Annotated in this window: 17 protein-coding genes; 7 read left to right on the top strand and 10 right to left on the bottom strand. The window is 30.8% G+C overall.

What is annotated here, in order from left to right; genetic code table 11:
• From L8X30_RS00565 to L8X30_RS00550, 4 genes are read right to left on the bottom strand one after another with little or no spacing between them, the layout of a single operon-like run.
• Nucleotides 1–1332, bottom strand: a complete 1332-nt coding sequence (locus L8X30_RS00565; protein WP_263678460.1) for an anaerobic C4-dicarboxylate transporter family protein — start codon at nucleotides 1330–1332, stop codon at nucleotides 1–3.
• Entirely contained in the window at nucleotides 1332–2735 is a 1404-nt protein-coding gene (argH, locus tag L8X30_RS00560) for an argininosuccinate lyase (protein WP_263678458.1), read from the bottom strand. Before argH ends, L8X30_RS00565 begins: the two co-directional genes overlap by 1 nt.
• Nucleotides 2736–2795: 60 nt before the next feature.
• Nucleotides 2796–3266, bottom strand: coding sequence for an ankyrin repeat domain-containing protein (locus tag L8X30_RS00555; protein WP_263678457.1), 471 nt, complete (start codon nucleotides 3264–3266; stop codon nucleotides 2796–2798).
• 52 nt (nucleotides 3267–3318) lie between these two features.
• Nucleotides 3319–4743: a catalase gene (locus L8X30_RS00550; protein WP_263678456.1), complete on the bottom strand. Its 1425-nt coding sequence runs from the start codon at nucleotides 4741–4743 to the stop codon at nucleotides 3319–3321.
• Nucleotides 4744–4987: 244 nt separating this feature from the next.
• On the opposite strand from L8X30_RS00550, the gene L8X30_RS00545 reads away from it, so the two are divergent.
• The 3 genes from L8X30_RS00545 to acpS all read left to right on the top strand — a co-directional run bounded on the left by L8X30_RS00545 (nucleotide 4988) and on the right by acpS (nucleotide 6592).
• Entirely contained in the window at nucleotides 4988–5626 is a 639-nt protein-coding gene (locus L8X30_RS00545) for a transcriptional regulator (protein ID WP_257403836.1), read from the top strand.
• Between the two features lie 64 nt (nucleotides 5627–5690).
• Nucleotides 5691–6236 (top strand): flagellar basal body-associated protein FliL, encoded by a 546-nt coding sequence (gene fliL / locus L8X30_RS00540; RefSeq protein WP_404842191.1) that lies wholly within the window; start codon nucleotides 5691–5693, stop codon nucleotides 6234–6236.
• The gene (gene acpS / locus L8X30_RS00535) at nucleotides 6236–6592 is read left to right on the top strand and encodes a holo-ACP synthase (protein WP_214099858.1); all 357 of its coding nucleotides are present in this window, start codon (nucleotides 6236–6238) and stop codon (nucleotides 6590–6592) included. The genes fliL and acpS overlap by 1 nt, the downstream gene beginning before the upstream one ends.
• A 10-nt stretch (nucleotides 6593–6602) precedes the next feature.
• Here acpS and fabG read toward each other — a convergent pair whose 3' ends face one another.
• A complete protein-coding gene (gene fabG, locus L8X30_RS00530; RefSeq protein WP_263678455.1) occupies nucleotides 6603–7346 on the bottom strand; it encodes a 3-oxoacyl-ACP reductase FabG in 744 nt (247 codons plus the stop codon).
• A gap of 14 nt (nucleotides 7347–7360) precedes the next feature.
• Nucleotides 7361–8839 (bottom strand): 2,3-bisphosphoglycerate-independent phosphoglycerate mutase, encoded by a 1479-nt coding sequence (gene gpmI / locus L8X30_RS00525; RefSeq protein ID WP_263678453.1) that lies wholly within the window; start codon nucleotides 8837–8839, stop codon nucleotides 7361–7363.
• Nucleotides 8840–8884: 45 nt separating this feature from the next.
• On the opposite strand from gpmI, the gene mraY reads away from it, so the two are divergent.
• Both mraY and murD read left to right on the top strand, forming a co-directional pair.
• Nucleotides 8885–9976: a phospho-N-acetylmuramoyl-pentapeptide-transferase gene (gene mraY / locus L8X30_RS00520; protein ID WP_412175491.1), complete on the top strand. Its 1092-nt coding sequence runs from the start codon at nucleotides 8885–8887 to the stop codon at nucleotides 9974–9976.
• Nucleotides 9976–11175, top strand: coding sequence for a UDP-N-acetylmuramoyl-L-alanine--D-glutamate ligase (murD, locus tag L8X30_RS00515; protein WP_263678449.1), 1200 nt, complete (start codon nucleotides 9976–9978; stop codon nucleotides 11173–11175). Before mraY ends, murD begins: the two co-directional genes overlap by 1 nt.
• Here murD and L8X30_RS00510 read toward each other — a convergent pair.
• The gene (locus tag L8X30_RS00510; RefSeq protein WP_263678447.1) at nucleotides 11167–12030 is read right to left on the bottom strand and encodes a LysR family transcriptional regulator; all 864 of its coding nucleotides are present in this window, start codon (nucleotides 12028–12030) and stop codon (nucleotides 11167–11169) included. The two genes, murD and L8X30_RS00510, sit on opposite strands and share 9 nt — an antisense overlap.
• A gap of 106 nt (nucleotides 12031–12136) precedes the next feature.
• On the opposite strand from L8X30_RS00510, the gene L8X30_RS00505 reads away from it, so the two are divergent.
• On the top strand, nucleotides 12137–13174 hold the full coding sequence (locus L8X30_RS00505; protein WP_263663615.1) for a YeiH family protein: 1038 nt from the start codon (nucleotides 12137–12139) through the stop codon (nucleotides 13172–13174).
• Nucleotides 13175–13300: 126 nt separating this feature from the next.
• A complete protein-coding gene (locus L8X30_RS00500; RefSeq protein ID WP_263678446.1) occupies nucleotides 13301–13903 on the top strand; it encodes a BspA family leucine-rich repeat surface protein in 603 nt (200 codons plus the stop codon).
• A gap of 12 nt (nucleotides 13904–13915) precedes the next feature.
• Here L8X30_RS00500 and L8X30_RS00495 read toward each other — a convergent pair whose 3' ends face one another.
• From L8X30_RS00495 to prfB, 3 genes are read right to left on the bottom strand one after another with little or no spacing between them, the layout of a single operon-like run.
• Nucleotides 13916–14605 carry an ion channel gene (locus tag L8X30_RS00495; RefSeq protein ID WP_263678444.1) on the bottom strand — a complete coding sequence of 230 codons (690 nt, stop codon included), beginning with the start codon at nucleotides 14603–14605 and terminating at the stop codon, nucleotides 13916–13918.
• Entirely contained in the window at nucleotides 14605–15441 is an 837-nt protein-coding gene (locus L8X30_RS00490; RefSeq protein WP_263678442.1) for a universal stress protein, read from the bottom strand. The genes L8X30_RS00495 and L8X30_RS00490 overlap by 1 nt, the downstream gene beginning before the upstream one ends.
• A gap of 19 nt (nucleotides 15442–15460) precedes the next feature.
• Nucleotides 15461–16561: a peptide chain release factor 2 gene (gene prfB, locus L8X30_RS00485; RefSeq protein ID WP_263678440.1), complete on the bottom strand. Its 1101-nt coding sequence runs from the start codon at nucleotides 16559–16561 to the stop codon at nucleotides 15461–15463.
• Nucleotides 16562–16569 lie beyond the last annotated feature (8 nt).

Raw genomic sequence — 16569 nt, 5'->3', positions numbered from 1 at the left:
CTAAAATACAAGCTTAGAGATAAAATAACCTGCAATAGTCGCACTAATAATCAAAACAAAACCTGGTCTTAAATAAGAGTGATTGATCACAAATTTACCTATTTTTGTTGTGCCTGTTCTATCAAAAGCCACACATGCTATTTGATTAGCTCCTGGGACTATAAAATCTCCGCTCACACAAGGATAAAGCACAATAAGAATTTGAGGAGGAATTCCCAAACTCACACCCAAAGGCATCAAAGCAGCTACTGTTGCTGAAGGAGAAAAAATCACCATAGAAAAGGCAAATAAAGCCACCCCAAATAAATACGGATAATCCTCTACAATATGCGATAAAGAATCACTAAATAAAGGCTTATAAGCTTCAAAAAATGTTCCTGTCATCCAAGCTATACCAAAAACCCCTACAACTCCTATAAGTCCTGATCTAAATACCGAAGCTTCACCAAGCTTATTAGCAGGAACTTTAGCAAAAAGCATAATCAAACAAGCCGTTGCAAGCATGATCATTTGGATTAAATTTGGAGTAGAAAGTCTTTCTATTTTACCATCTGCAAGCTCATAATGAGGCAATAAATTTGTAAAAGTACCAAAGAAAATAATAGTTAAAATCCCTAAAGCAAAAATATACAAAGACCTTCTAGCCATAGGATCATGTTCGCTATCTTTGTTTTGCAAATCTTCACTTAAAAAATGATATTCTCCCGCTCTTACTCTTTTTTGAAATTCCTCATCTTGCTCAAGCTCTTTTCCTCTTTTTAAAACACTCAAACAAGCAAGAAACACACCTATAAAAAAGGCTGGCAAACTTACCATTAAAATTTGCACTATTGTTGTACCACTAAAAGCTAAAACAGCCACCATAGCAGCAGTAGCTGCACTCATAGGTGAAGCTATAACACCAATACCTGCTGCTACAACTGAAACCGAAAGCGCTCTTTCGGGACGAATTTTAGCATCAGCTGCCACTTCAGCAATCACTGGATAAATAGAAAAAGCCACATAGGTAGTACCGCAAAAAATCGTAAAAGCAGAGCTAATCAAAGGTCCCATAAAAACAATAGCTTGAGGTTTTTTCTTTAAAATTTTTTCTGCTATTTTTACTAGTAAATCAAGCCCACCTGCGCTTTGTAAAACACTCACACAAGTAATCACAGCAAGTATAATAAACACAACACTCACAGGAAGTGAAGCTGGTTGCATACCAAAAACCAAAACCAAAATACACATACCAAGCCCACCTGCAACACCAAGTCCTATACCACCATATCTACCACCTATGGCTATCATAGAAAAAATGATGAAAAATTCTAATATAAAAATAATATCCATTAATCTTGTGCCTTATATTGTTCCAAAAGCTCTTTTGCATGTTTAATTTGCTCTAATACCACTTTAGTTCCTGTACCACCATAAGATACTCTTGCGTCTATACAAGTTTCTAAAGCAATTGCCTCATAAATATCTTCTTGGATATTTTCATTAAATTGATGAAATTCCTCCATGCTAAGTTCTTCAAGCATTTTTCCATGTTTAATACAATAATTCACAGCCCCACCAACTATACTATGAGCTTCTCTAAATGGTATATTTTTTCTTACTAAATAATCAGCCATATCTGTGGCATTTGAAAAGCCTTTTGCAGCTGCTGCTCTTGTATTATTAGCATTTACTTGCATTTTTTCTATCATAGGAGTTATGATTTTCAAACTTGCCATTAGAGTATCCATAGAATCATAAACTTGAGCCTTATCTTCACTCATGTCAGTATTATAAGCTAGTGGAATACCTTTCATAATAGTTAGCATTGCCATAACATTACCATACATTCTACCTGTCTTACCACGCATTTTTTCAGCCACATCAGGATTTTTCTTTTGAGGCATTATGCTTGAGCCGGTACAAAAATCATCACTTAATTCTATAAATTTAAAATCTTGACTTGAAAAAAGTATAAGCTCTTCACAAAAACGACTAAGGTGCATAAAGCACATTGCAGCCACAGAAGTAAATTCAACCATATGATCTCTATCACTAACGCTATCAATGCTATTTTCTGTTGGTTTTGCAAAACCTAGTTCTTTGGCACAAAAATGTCTGTCTATATTAAATGTGGTTCCACCAAGCGCAGCTGCTCCTAAAGGACACTCATCCATTCTTTTATATAAATCTTCAAAACGAGAATAATCCCTACTTAACATCCAAAAATACGCCATGATCCAATGTGAAAAAAGCACCGGTTGACCGGTTTGTAAATGTGTATAACCTGGCATAATAGCTTTGATATTTTTTTGAGCTTGATTGATGATTTCTTCTTGCAAAGCAATAATTTGATTTAAAATTTCTTTTATAACGGCTCTCATATGCATTTTTGAATCAAGCGTAGTTTGATCATTTCTACTTCTTGCAGTGTGAAGCTTTCCACCTACTGGGCCTACAATTTGCGTCATTCTTTTTTCTACAGCCATATGAATATCCTCATCAGCTATATCAAAAACAAAGGTTCCATTTTGAATTTCTTCTCTAACTTGTTCTAAACCCTTGGTGATAGTTTTTGCTTCATCTTCTTTTATAATGCCTTGTTTTGCAAGCATAGTGCAATGAATTATACTTCCTTGTATATCAAAAGGAGCAAGTCTTGGCTCAACTAATAATGAAGCAGTGTATTCTTCAACTAATTTATTTGTAGGTAAATCAAAACGTCCACCCCATAATTTCTCTGCTTTTTGTGACATATTTATCCTTCTATTTACAAATAAAAGGATAATTTTATAATTTTTATTTTTTCAAAGAGTTTAACTTTTCTTTCTTTTAAAAATTTTTAACATACCAAAAGCTATTTTTTTAAGAAAGCTTTTTTTAGAATGCTTTGTTAAAAATTCTACTATATCTCTATGCCCAAACATTAGTGCAAAAGTAAAAGGTGTCATACCAAGACCGTTGTTTTCATCAATATTTGCTCCATGTTCTACCAAAAGCTTACACATAGGCAAATATCCTTTAAAACACACCCCTGCTAATGGAGTTTGTCCTCTGTCATTTTTCTCATCTACCCTAGCATTATTTTCTAGTAAAAACTTAGCACATTCATAAGCATTATGATAACTTGCAAGCATTAAAAGACTATCGCCTTTATGATTTTTTAAATTCACACTCAAACCTGCTTCTATCATAATCTTTAAATTTTGCAAATCATTTTTTCTTGCATAATCAAAAGCCATAGTACAAAGTTCTTGAATTCTTTTTTCTTCTTCGTTGCTAAACATATTTTTCCTTTTATAATCTTTAGTTTGCCACTTTTAAAGTGGCAAGTAAAAATTACATTTTCAAAGTTTTTTTAACACCATTTGCATATTCACTTGAAATTTTTTCAAAATGACTTAATGCTCTAGCAATAATTTTTTTATCAACCCCACTCATAGAAGTAGCGATATTTTTAAATAACTGCTCTTTTTGATCTTGGTTCATTATATCAAACAAAGCTCTTGGTTGAGTATAAAAATCATCATCAAGTGGAGCATATCTTTGCGCACTACCTTCAAGTGATAAGTCAGGCTCAAGATAGCTTTTATCTTCTTTTGGACTATCATCATAACTATTTGGCTCATAGTAAGCTGCGCCATTTTTATAAGTGTCAAAATTCATAGCTCCTGCTACATTATAAGTATTTACTTCACTTTTTGCACGATTAACTGGCAATAAATGATAATTTGTTCCTATGCGATATCTGTGTGCATCAGGATAAGAAAAGATTCTAGCTTGCAACATTTTATCAGGACTAAAACCAATACCAGGAACGATATTACTTGGACTAAATGCAGCTTGTTCTACTTCGTTAAAGTAATTTTGTACATTTTTATTAAGTACTAATTCACCTACTTCTATTAAAGGCACAATGCTATGTGGCCAAACTTTAGTTAAATCAAAAGGATTAAAACCTAGTTTTTCTACCTCATCTTCTTTTAAAACTTGAATTTGGAAAGTCCATTTTGGAAAATCTCCTTTTTCAATAGCCTCATATAAATCTCTTTGATGACTTTCTCTATCATTTGCTATTAAATTCGCCGCTTCTTCGTTGGTTAAATTTTTAATACCTTGCTTGGTTTTAAAATGAAATTTCACCCAAAATCTTTCATTTTTATCATTAATCAAACTATAAGTGTGACTTCCAAAACCATGCATATGACGATAACTTGCAGGAATTCCTCTATCGCTCATTAAAATAGTAACCTGGTGTAAGCTTTCAGGACAAAGGCTCCAAAAATCCCATGCAGCATTATTACTTCTTAAATGAGTTCTTGGATCTCTTTTTTGAGTATGGATAAAATCAGGAAATTTATACGCATCTCTTATAAAAAATGTCGGAGTATTATTACCTACTAAATCCCAATTTCCTTCTTTGGTATAAAATTTAATCGCAAAACCCCTTACATCTCTTTCTGCATCAGCTGCACCTGCTTCACCTGCAACGGTTGAAAATCTTATAAATAAAGGCGTATTTTCTCCAAGCTGTAAAACTTTTGCTTTGGTATATTGAGAAATATCTTTAGTAATTTTAAGTTCTCCATAAGCACCACTTCCTTTTGCATGTACTGTTCTTTCTGGAATTCTTTCTCTATTTTGATGAGCAAGTTTTTCAAGCAAAATATAATCTTGCATTAAAAGTGGACCTTTAGCACCTGCACTTAGTGAATTTTGATTATCAGCTATGATATTTCCAAAATCATTTGTTAGTTTTTTCATTGTGTCTCCTTTTTAAATAATAATTTTTATTATTTGATAAATTATATTCCTATATTATTAAAATAAAATTAAACGATAAAAATTATCATTATTTAAAAAATGATTATAAAATTCTTATTTTTAAAAAAATAATCTTTTTTTAAGCATAAATATTTTTATTTTGTAATAAAATTGTTAAAAAATAAGAATAAGCATTCTTATTTTAAATATTTTTACTACAAAATTAATAAAAAAAGGAGAGCTTATGGATAAAGAAACAAGAACTTATTATATTAAATTAGTTAAATTTCTTGCAGAAGCCTTGGGTAGAAATTATGAAATAGTCTTGCACGATGTAAGCGAAGATGGAGCTAATATAGCAGAAATTGCTAATAACCATATTAGCAAAAGAACTATAAACTCACCTCTAACTGGTTTTGCCATTGAAATGATTAAAAATAAAATCTATTTAGAGCGTGATTACATAACACATTATAAAACTTCAGCTAAAAGCTCACAAGCAATGTCAGGCTCTACTTTTTTTATTAAAAAAGATGAAAAACTCGAAGGTTTGCTTTGTATTAATCATGATACCTCAGCGTTTAAAAAAATATCTGATGAAATTTTAAATCTTGGAAATATTTATGATAATGCTTATGAAAACCCTGAGCAAGAAAACAAAGAATATATTAAACTTGATTTAGAAGAAATTGTCGAAGATATTTCGGGTATGGATATAGAAAGTTTTAAAAATAAAAGCTTAAAACCAAAAGAAAAGCAAAAAATGATAGCTAGTTTATATGAAAAAGGTGTGTTTAATGTAAAAGGTGTTATTCCTAAGGTTGCTGAACTTTTAGGTATTTCTGAGCCTAGTGTTTATAGACATTTACAAAAGATTAAATAATCATAATTTAAAAAAATTGTAATTTTTGATACAATAACACTTTAAATTTAATAAAAGGAAAAATATGGCTGATGATATGATGGATGAACAAGGCGAATCAAAGAAAAAAGGTGGCAATACTTTAGTAATTATTATCGTTGTATTTTTATTTGTATTTTTACTTGTGATTGTAGGAGCGATTGCTTATTTAATGTTTAGCGGTGGTTCTGAAGAAAATCCTGCTCCACAAGCTGAAGAAAGCGCACAAGTTGCACAAGCTCCTAAGAAAACAAATGCAGTAGCAGCTAGAGGGAGTGACTATGCAAATATTGGGGTAATGTATCCTTTAGCACCTTTTACACTAAATTTGTTAAGTGATGGTGGATCAAGATATGTAAAATGCACCATTCAACTTGAACAAAATGTTGAAACTCTAACCCCAGAACTTGATAAAAAAGTTGCTATTATTAGAGATATTATCATTAGAACTTTAACTTCAAAAACCTTTGAAGAAGTAAGCACCACAAAGGGTAAAGAAAGATTAAAAGATGAATTAACCGGTAAAATCAATGAGGTTTTAACTGATGGTTTTATCAAAAATATTTATTTTACTGACTTTGTAGTATCTTAATGATAGGCTGTGACATAGTCGTATGCTCTCGCATAGAAAAAATTTATGAAAGACATAAAACGCTTTTCTTGGATAAATTTTTATCCAAGCAAGAGCAAAGTTATATAAAAAATACCAACACTCTAGCCGGATTTTGGGCTATTAAAGAAGCTGCTTCTAAGGCTTTGGGGGTTGGAATTTCTAAAGAATGTTCTTTTTTTGACATCATCATCTCTAAAGATAATAAAAATGCTCCACATATTAGTTTTTCTCAAAAAGTCATGCAAGAATTTAATATAAAATCAGCAAGTGTAAGCGTAGCACATGATGGGGGTTTTGCTATAGCAGTAGTGGCTATAGAAACTAAGCAAGGTTAAAACCTTGCTTTTACATATAAAGCCCGCCATTGACTTTTAAAATTTCTCCTGTGATATAAGAAGAATGATCGCTTAATAAAAACGCCACGGCTTGAGCTACCTCACTTGCATCCGCAAAGCGCTTTAAAGGGATATTATTAATATAATTTTGTTTTATTTCATCACTTAAAACTTCAGTCATATCACTTTTTATAAAACCTGGGGTAATGCAGTTATATCTTATATTTCTTGCTGCACCTTCTTTAGCAAAAGATTTTGTTAGTGCTATCATACCGCCTTTACTAGCACTATAATTAGTTTGGCCTGCATTTCCCATTTCTCCAACTATAGAAGCGATATTTACAACCGCGCCAAAACGCTTTTTACTCATAGTTTTTAATGCCTCTCTACAACCTAAAAAGCTTGAATTTAAATTAGCATTAATCACTGAAGAAAAATCATCCATACTCATTCTAAGCGCTAGTTTATCATTAGTAATACCTGCATTATTAACTAAGTAACTAAGCTCACCATCACTTTCTACTATAGTTGCAATAGCACTGATAAATTCTTCTTCGACACTTGCATCAAATTTAATCACAGCTGCAGTGCCACCACTTTTTTCTATCTCTTCTTTTAACGCATCAGCAAGTTCAGGCTTACTTCTATAATTAATCCAAACTTTTAAACCATGACTTGCTAATTCTTTAGCTATTGCTGCACCTATACCTTTACTTGCACCTGTTATTAAAACATTTTTTCCACTAAATTTCATTGTTCTCCTTTAAATTAAAATAAAGCCTCATCCATTTCTTTTGGGATAGGTAAGTTTAAAATTTTAAGCACGCTTGGTGCTATATTACTAAGCCCCATGCCTTCTTTAAGCTTTTCTACTCCTTTAGCTTCCACAAAAGCAAAAACATCAAAGGTCGTGTGATTAGTGAGCATATTTTCTTTTTCATCCCTCATTGCTTCACAATTTCCGTGATCTGAAGTAATAATGAAAGCATAATCATGCTCTCTTGCTTTAGCAATAACCCTACCCAAACACTCATCCACACATTCAACCGCACTAACTGCAGCTTCAAAATCACCCGTATGTCCTACCATATCACCATTTGCAAAATTTACTACGATAAAATCCATACCATTTTCTATACCCTTAATCACCTCATCTGCGACCTCTTTAGCACTCATTTGAGGTTTTTCATCGTATGTTTTTACCTTAGGACTTGGGATTAAAACTCTTGTTTCATTACACTCTAATTCTTCTTTTCCCCCATTAAAGAAAAAGGTTACATGAGCGTATTTTTCTGTCTCAGCTGTGTGAAGTTGGCTTAAATTTGCATTAGCTATCACAGAAGCTAAGGTATTATTTAATTCTTCTTTTTCAAACATCACAGGCAGTTTAAAACTCTCATCATACAAACTCATAGTAATAGCATTTTTTATAAGCACTTCTTTTGGAAATTCATTAAAACTTTCTTGGGTTAAAGAAGCAACTAATTGACGCATTCTATCATTTCTAAAATTGATAAAAATCACACCATCTTCAGCCTTAATCCCATCAAAGTTTTGACTAATAACTGGGGTTAAAAACTCATCTGTAATATTTTCATCATAGCTTTTTTGTATAAATTGCACAAAATCATCACACTTTTGTGCCTTAGCAAATAAAGCATCATAATAAGACTTAACCCTATCATAGCGCTTATCTCTATCCATAGCATAAAATCTTCCCGATAAAGAAGCAAAATTAATCCCTTCTTTTTCGCAAAATTCCTGTAAAGATTTTATAAATTCTAAACCTGAATTTGGAGGACAATCCCTACCATCACTAATTGCATGCGCAAAAACTTCTTTATTTTCTTGCTTACAAATTTTTAAAAGCGCATTAAAATGTGTATGCATAGAATGCACCCCACCATCACTATAAAGCCCTATAATATGCACTCTTTTGCATTTTTGTAATAACTCTTTTAAAGCCTTATTATCTTTTAAAGTATCATTTTCTATGGCTTTATTTATCTTAACTAAATTTTGATAGATTATGCGTCCACTACCTATACACATATGCCCTACTTCGCTATTACCCATTTGACCTTCAGGTAGGCCAACTGCTAAACCGCTTGTTTTTATCAAAACATTAGGGGTATTTTCAAAAAGCTTATCATAAGTTGGCTTTTTAGCATGAAAAAAAGCATTATAGTTTAAATTTGTATTATGTCCTATACCATCTGTGATTATCAAAATACATTTTTGACTCATTTTTTACTCTTTTTTATAATTTATTTATGTGATTTTACTAAAATTATGCTTTTAAAAAACAAATACAAGGTTAAAATTTTGCTTTATCTTACAGAATATACAAATTATATGTTTTTTTCTTATATTAGCGTGCGTGCTGGTTTTGCATTTTTTATCGCTTTATTTTTGAGTTTGTATTTAATGCCAAAATTTATCAAATGGGCTCAAAATAAAAAAGCAAATCAACCTATTTATGAATACGCTCCACAATCACACCAAGCTAAATCTCACACCCCTACTATGGGTGGGCTTGTTTTTATCTTTGCTACTATCATAGCAAGTGTTTTAAGTGCTGATTTAAATAATAGTTTTGTAATTGTTGGATTATTATGTTTGGTATTATTTTGCACTATAGGTTTAGTGGATGATTTAGGGAAAATTTTAAAAAAAGACAATCATGCAGGGCTAAGCCCAAAAATGAAACTTCTAGGACAATTTAGTGCTGCTTTTATTTGTATTGGATTATTATCTTTATTTGATATAAATACTGAATTTTATTTACCTTTTTACAAGCATGCTATTTTTGATGGTGGTATGTTTATGTTGTTTTTATGGATTTTAGTCATTGTATCAAGCTCTAATGCTGTGAATTTAACCGATGGACTTGATGGGCTTGCAACTGTGCCTTCTATATTTTCTCTTTTAAGCCTTGGTGCTTTTTTGTATTTAAGCGGAAATGCTATTTATAGCTCTTATTTATTTTTACCTAAAATTCAAGGCCTAGGAGAACTTGTGGTAATAAGCGCGGCTTTAGTTGGTGCGCTTATGGGATTTTTGTGGTATAACTGCTATCCTGCGCAAGTTTTTATGGGAGATAGTGGGAGTTTAAGTATAGGAGCTTTTTTAGGTTATCTTGGTATAGTAAGTAAAAATGAAATTTTACTTTTGCTTATAGGTTTTGTATTTGTTTTAGAAACTATTTCAGTGATTTTACAAGTAGGAAGTTTTAAAATCTTTAATAAAAGAGTTTTTAAAATGGCACCCATTCATCATCATTTTGAAAAAATAGGTTGGGTGGAAAATAAAATCATCGTGCGTTTTTGGATGATAGCCTTACTTGCAAATATCATTGCATTAATTAGTATAAAGTTAAGATAATGAAAATTTCACTTTTTGGATACGGAAAAACAACTAAAGCTTTTGCACAGCGTTTTGGAAATTGCGATATTTATGATGATCATTTTACAAGTATAAGTAAGGATGAATTTAACAATACACTTTTACCACCTTGTGAATTTGATCCTTTAAAAAGTGACTTAGAAATTCCAAGCCCTGGTTTTCCAAGCGATCATCATCTCATACAGCAAGCAAAAAATTTAAGTAGCGAGTATGATTTTTTTTATGATGGCATGCCAAAAAGCGTTTGGATAAGTGGAACAAATGGCAAAACCACCACCACTCAAATGACACACCATCTTTTAAAACACATCAATGCACAAATGGGAGCAAACATAGGAACTCCTTTAGCGCAAATGGATATTAGTGCTAAATTATGGATTTTAGAAAGCTCATCTTTTTCACTTTTTTACACCAAAATAGCTAAACCTGAAATTTATGCGCTTTTACCTATCACACCTGATCATCTTTCTTGGCATAAAAGCTTTGAAAATTATGAGCGAGCAAAGCTTAGCGTGCTTGAAAGAATGAATGAAAATGATGTGGTAATTTTACCTAAAAAATATGAGGCTTATCCAACCCATGCTTATGTTATAAGCTATGAAGATGAGCAAGATTTAGCTAAAAAAATGCAAATTGACTTAGAAAAAATTCATTTTAAAACTCCATTTTTACTTGATGCACTTATTGCCTTAAGTATAGAAAAAATCATACTAGATCGTTGTTCTTATGAGCTTTTAAACGAGTTTAAAATAGAAAAAAATAAACTTGAAGAAATATTTGATCATAAAAATAGACTTTGGGTAAATGATACTAAAGCGACTAATCTGGATGCTAGTTTAGCTGCTCTTAAACGCTATAAGGATAAAAAAATTCATCTTATCATAGGTGGGGATGATAAGGGAGTGGATTTAAGTGCTTTATTTACTTTTATGAAAGAGCTTAATATAGAGCTTTATGCCATAGGAAAAAGCACTAATAAAATGCTTGAATACGCTAAAAATGCTAATTTAAAAGCACATTTTTGTGAGTTTTTACCTAAAGCAATAGAAAAAATCAATCAAAACTTAACTAATGATGAAGTAGCCCTGCTAAGCCCTGCTTGTGCAAGCTTAGATCAGTTTAAGTCTTATGAAGAAAGAGGGGAGCTTTTTAAAAAATGCATTCAAGAACTAAACTAAATCTTTTTGAATGCAAAGTTTTAAAAACTCACATAAATTTATAAATTTCTTGCTTGGCTCTTTATTTTTATGATAAATCAAACAAAGCTCTCTTGAAATTTTAAAATTTTTTAATCTCACTTCAAATAAGCTTTTAGCTTCAAGCTCTTCTTTAACGCTAAATTTAGGTAAAACTGCTAAAAAATCACCTTTTTTAACTAACTCTTTTATCATAGCAGTTGAGTTTAGCTCATAAACTAAATTAAGCTTTACATCTTTAGGTAAAGCACTTAAAAATACTTCTTTTGCACCTGAACCTTGCTCACGACTTAGCCATTTAAAATCCTTTAATTCATCTATGAAAAATTCTTTTTTAAAGTCATTTTTACTCACCACAATAAGCTCATCATCACAAATTTTAATCTTTTTTATATCCTTATCTTTGCAAATCCCTTCAATCAAACCTATATCGATTTCTTTATCTAAAATATCTTTGATGATATTTTGGCTATTATCCAAGGACAAATTTAACTTGATATTTTCTGCCTTTTGATCTAAAAAAGATCCTAGTAAATAAGTGCCTACATTTTGACTCACTTTCATACTTATTTCATAGCTTTGATCATCTTGCATTGCTTTTTCTATGCGCTCAAATTCTAAAATTAAAGGAGTGATTTGTTTTAAAAAAACCTTTCCTTTTTCATTTAAGCTTAAAAATTTAGCATTTCTATCAAAAAGCTTGGTTTTTAAACTTTTTTCAAGTTCAAATATAGCTAAAGACAAAGCAGATTGGGTTATATTTAATTCTTTAGCACAAGCTCTTAAGTTTAAATTTCTACACAAGGCTTGAAAATATTTTATTTGTTTAAAAGTCATAAGTACTCTTTTGATAAATATTTTTAATCATTATATCAAATAAAATTAATTTTACTTATCACAAAAAAATCATTAAGATTACAAAAAAACAAAAAAAGGAAAACTCATGCATAAAAATATATATAAACATAGAAAATTTGAAGCTTTTTTACTGCTTTTTACTCTTGCTTTTTGTGCTTTTGCTATTTCTGAGCTTAATTTTTTTAAAAATCTTGGAATTTCAGCTTTAATCGTAGCTGTGATTTTGGGAGCTTTAATAGGAAATTTAGCACATCAAAATGCAAATTTACTCAAAAAATCAGGAGTTTTAGGCATAGCAACAAAAGAAATTTTAAGACTTGGGATTATACTTTATGGCTTTAGAATTACTTTTAATGATTTAGAAAAAGTTGGATTAAATGGAATTTTATTAGCATTTTTAGTAGTGTTTTCTACCTTTTTTATGGGACTTTTACTGGGAAAATTATTTAAACTTGATCTTAAAGAAAGCATACTTATAAGTAGTGGCTCAAGCATTTGTGGAGCAGCTGCTGTGATGGCTAGTGAAAGCATTGTTAAAGGTGGCTCTGCTAAAGTTGGCGTGGCAGTTTGCACTGTGGTTGTGTTTGGAACTTTGGGGATGTTTTTATATCCTTTGGCTTGGAATTTAGGCTGGTTTGATTTTTTTAGTTTAAAGCAAATGGGGTATTTCATGGGAGCAAGCTTGCATGAAGTTGCACATGCTGTTGCAGCAGGTGAAGCTGTGCAAGCAGGAGATGGTGCTGTCATAGAAAAAATGATGCGTGTTTTAATGCTAGTGCCTTTTTTGATTTTCTTAGGTCTTTTTTCATTGAAATTTCTAAACAAAAATAATGAAAAAATTTCCATTAAAGCAAATATTCCTTATTTTGCTTTGTGGTTTTTACTTGCTTGTGGTATTAGCTCACTTGAAATATTAAATACAGATTTTGCGCTTAATTATATAAAACCAAGCATACAAACTATAGACACGCTTTTACTTTCTATGGCCATGGTAGCTTTGGGAGTTAATATCCATAAAAATGTTTTAAAAAATGCAGGTTTTAAACCATTTTTAATGGCATTGTTGCTTTTTATATGGTTAATCTTTATATCAATTAGCTTAATTTTCCTATTAAATTTATAATATGTTTCATAATGAAACATATTATAGTATTTTATACTTTTTTATTAATTTAATATTTATTTTTTCTACTTTATATTTAAATAATATTATAATTATATTGTAATAAACATCCAAAAAGGAGCTAACATGTTTACGCCTAAAACTAAATGTGAATTAGTTGCTCTTGTTAGAGAAGAGCTTATTGCCTTAGATGAAATCGATGTAAGCTTAATTACGGATATGTCTTATTTATTCTACTATTCTACCAGAACCAACTTTGATGGTATAGAAAAATGGGATGTGTCAAATGTTAAAGATATGTCTTATATGTTTTATTGCTGCAAAAGCTTTAATCATGATATTTCTAAATGGAATGTTAAAAATGTTGAAAACATGGAAGGAATGTTTTTTGATTGTGAATCTTTTGATCAAGACTTATCTTCTTGGAATATGTCAAATGTAAAAGATACTAAATATATGTTTTGTAATTGTCTTAAATTCAACCATAAAGTAGAAAATTGGGATGTGCATAATGCCATTACAATGGCACATATGTTTGAAAATTGCAAACAATTTGATCAAGATTTGTCAAGATGGGATGTACATAATGCTAAAACAATGGCATTTTTATTGCATAATTGTACTAATTTTCACTATGATGTTAAAAAATTAGATATTAATAAAAATTGCAATATCCAAAAAATACTAGGACATGAAGAAATACAAAATCAATACGCTATAAAATATTAATTATAAGGTAAACTATTGCTTACCTACTTGGTTAATCCAAAGCCCCATAGCAATCACAACAATAACCTGCCCTAAAAATCCTTGAAATACGCTAAATAATCTTAGCAAAGAACTAACCGGCGTTACATCACCAAAGCCTATCGTTAGCATAGTAACTCCACTAAAATAATAACAATCAACCAAACCTTTTATTCTATTTTGAATTTGAGGTTTTAACTCATCATTTAAAGACCAAAAATTATGAATTCCTCTTATAGGTGTTTGAAACTGCACTTCTATAACTTTTTCTTGTAAATCTACAATATCTAGATTTTCATTTTTTTGAGTAGCAATTAACATTCTATTGTAATTATCTACATCACAAGAAAAATAATACAAATTTCCATACGCAAACCATATCAAAACATATGCATATAAAATAATAAAAAATTTTTCTTTAATATTAATCTTTCCACTAAAAGCAGCCCAAATACTAATAAGCAAAAAAACCATCAATGCCACAGCCACCATAATAGGAATAATATTTAAAATTAAAAATAAAATTTCAGAAGTAATTTTACCTGTTGCATAAATAGCAAGTTCATCAAATAAAAAACTACAAAACAAAGGCACCATAGCAAGCAAAGTCCAAACAAAAAGAAATTGTTTGGTACTTTTGTGATAAATGCTAATATAATGATTTAAAAGTCTATGGTGCAACATTAGCGAATCAGCAATAAAGGTTTTTTAGCCTTAGTTAAAATATCATTTGTCAAACTACCAAATAAAATACTTTTTAACCAGTGATGTGAATAAGCTCCCATAATCAATAAATCTATATCATTTTGCTCACCAAAATCAAATAAAGCCTGAGTAATCTCTCCATTTAAATGCTGAGTTTGCACATTTAAATTTGCTTCTTTAAAAATTTGACTTACTTGAGTTAATAACTCATAAGAAGCTTTTTCATCTTTAGATACATTTACTACATAACGTTTTGCTTCTTTGAAAATAGGTCTTTTAATGGCTTGCTCTATGGCTTTTTTAGCCAAATTACTCCCATCATAAGCCATCATCACACTTTTAATCTCTTTAAAAGCAGAATTTACAAGCAAAATAGGCACATTTAAAGCTCTTACTAATTCTTCTGTATGAATGCCTATTTTATTTTTCTTACCACCGCCTTTTAAACCTGCTATAGCTAATCTTATTTGATCATTATATTCTTTTAAAACTTCTTCTAAGTCTCCATCTCTTTGCACGCTAAAACATTCTTTTACGCCTTGTTCTTTTGCATAAGCACAAAATTCTTCTAAAATTCTTTGCCCTTTTTTGCAAAGATTTTCATTTTTTTGGCTTTGCTCTTCTACTAAATCTTCAATCACACACCCACTAGCACCTATGCCAAAACTACAAGCTAATTCAGCATTAGTAAAATTTGGTTCTATGGTATATAAAAACATTAAAGGTAGATCTAGCTTTTTAGCTAAATACACTCCATAATGCAAACTTTCCCTACAAGGCTCTAAAACATCCACACAAACTAGAATTTTTTCCATTTAATATCCTTTTGTAGTATTAATCTTGTGCTTTTTGCGCTATTAAAACACCTTCTATGATTTTTTTAATATCCCCATCTAAGATATTATCAACCTGCGAAAAAGCTTCATTTGAGCGTGTGTCTTTGACTTGTTGATAAGGAAAAAGCACATAAGAGCGGATTTGATACCCCCAGCCTATCTCACTTTTTTCGCTTGAATTTGCTTCATCTTGTTGTTTCATAAGCTCAAGCTCATAAAGGCGTGATTTTAGCATTTTAAAAGCAGTTGCTTTGTTTTTGTGTTGGCTTCTATCGTTTTGACATTGCACTACTATACCACTTGGCATATGAGTTATGCGCACTGCTGATTCAGTTTTATTAACATGCTGTCCACCTGCTCCGCTTGCTCTATAATAATCAATCCTTATATCTTTTTCTTCAATTTCTATTTCTATATCATCATCAAGTTCAGGCGAAACCATCACACTAGAAAAACTCGTATGACGGCGTCCTGCACTATCAAATGGAGAAGTTCTTACTAAACGATGAATGCCATTTTCAGCTTTTAAATACCCATAAGCATTTTCACCTTTTACTAAAAAGCTAACATCTTTAAGCCCTGCTTCTTCGCCTTCTTGAAAGTCAAGTGTTTCCACTTTAAAACCTTCTCTTTCACAAAATCTCAAATACATCCTATAAAGCATACTAGCCCAGTCATTACTCTCCGTTCCTCCCGCTCCTGGATGAATGGAAACTATGGCGTTTTTACCATCATTTTCCCCACTTAAAAGCATAGAAATTTCAAGATTTACAATAAGATCTTCTAGCTTGTTTGCATCTTCAAATAAAGCTTCTATAGTATCTAAGTCATTTTCACTATTAGCAAGATCAAAAAGCTCACTTGCATCATTTAAAGCATTATTTGCATTTTCATAATTTTTAAGTAAATTTGAAATTTTAGTTTTTTCTTTACCTATCACTCCTGCTTGTTTTACATCACTCCAAAAAGAAGGAGAATTTTCTAAATTTTCTATTTCTTTTAATCTTGCTTTTATCTCTTCAGGCTTAATGATAGAAGCGATATTTCCAACTTTGTTTTTTAATTTTTTTAAAAGTTCGCTGTATTCGTAATTATCCATAAAAATTT

It is taken from the genome of Campylobacter sp. CNRCH_2015_0338h (genome assembly GCF_025772785.1).
Classification (GTDB): Bacteria; Campylobacterota; Campylobacteria; order Campylobacterales; family Campylobacteraceae; genus Campylobacter_D.
This window is presented reverse-complemented; position numbering and strand designations above follow the sequence as displayed.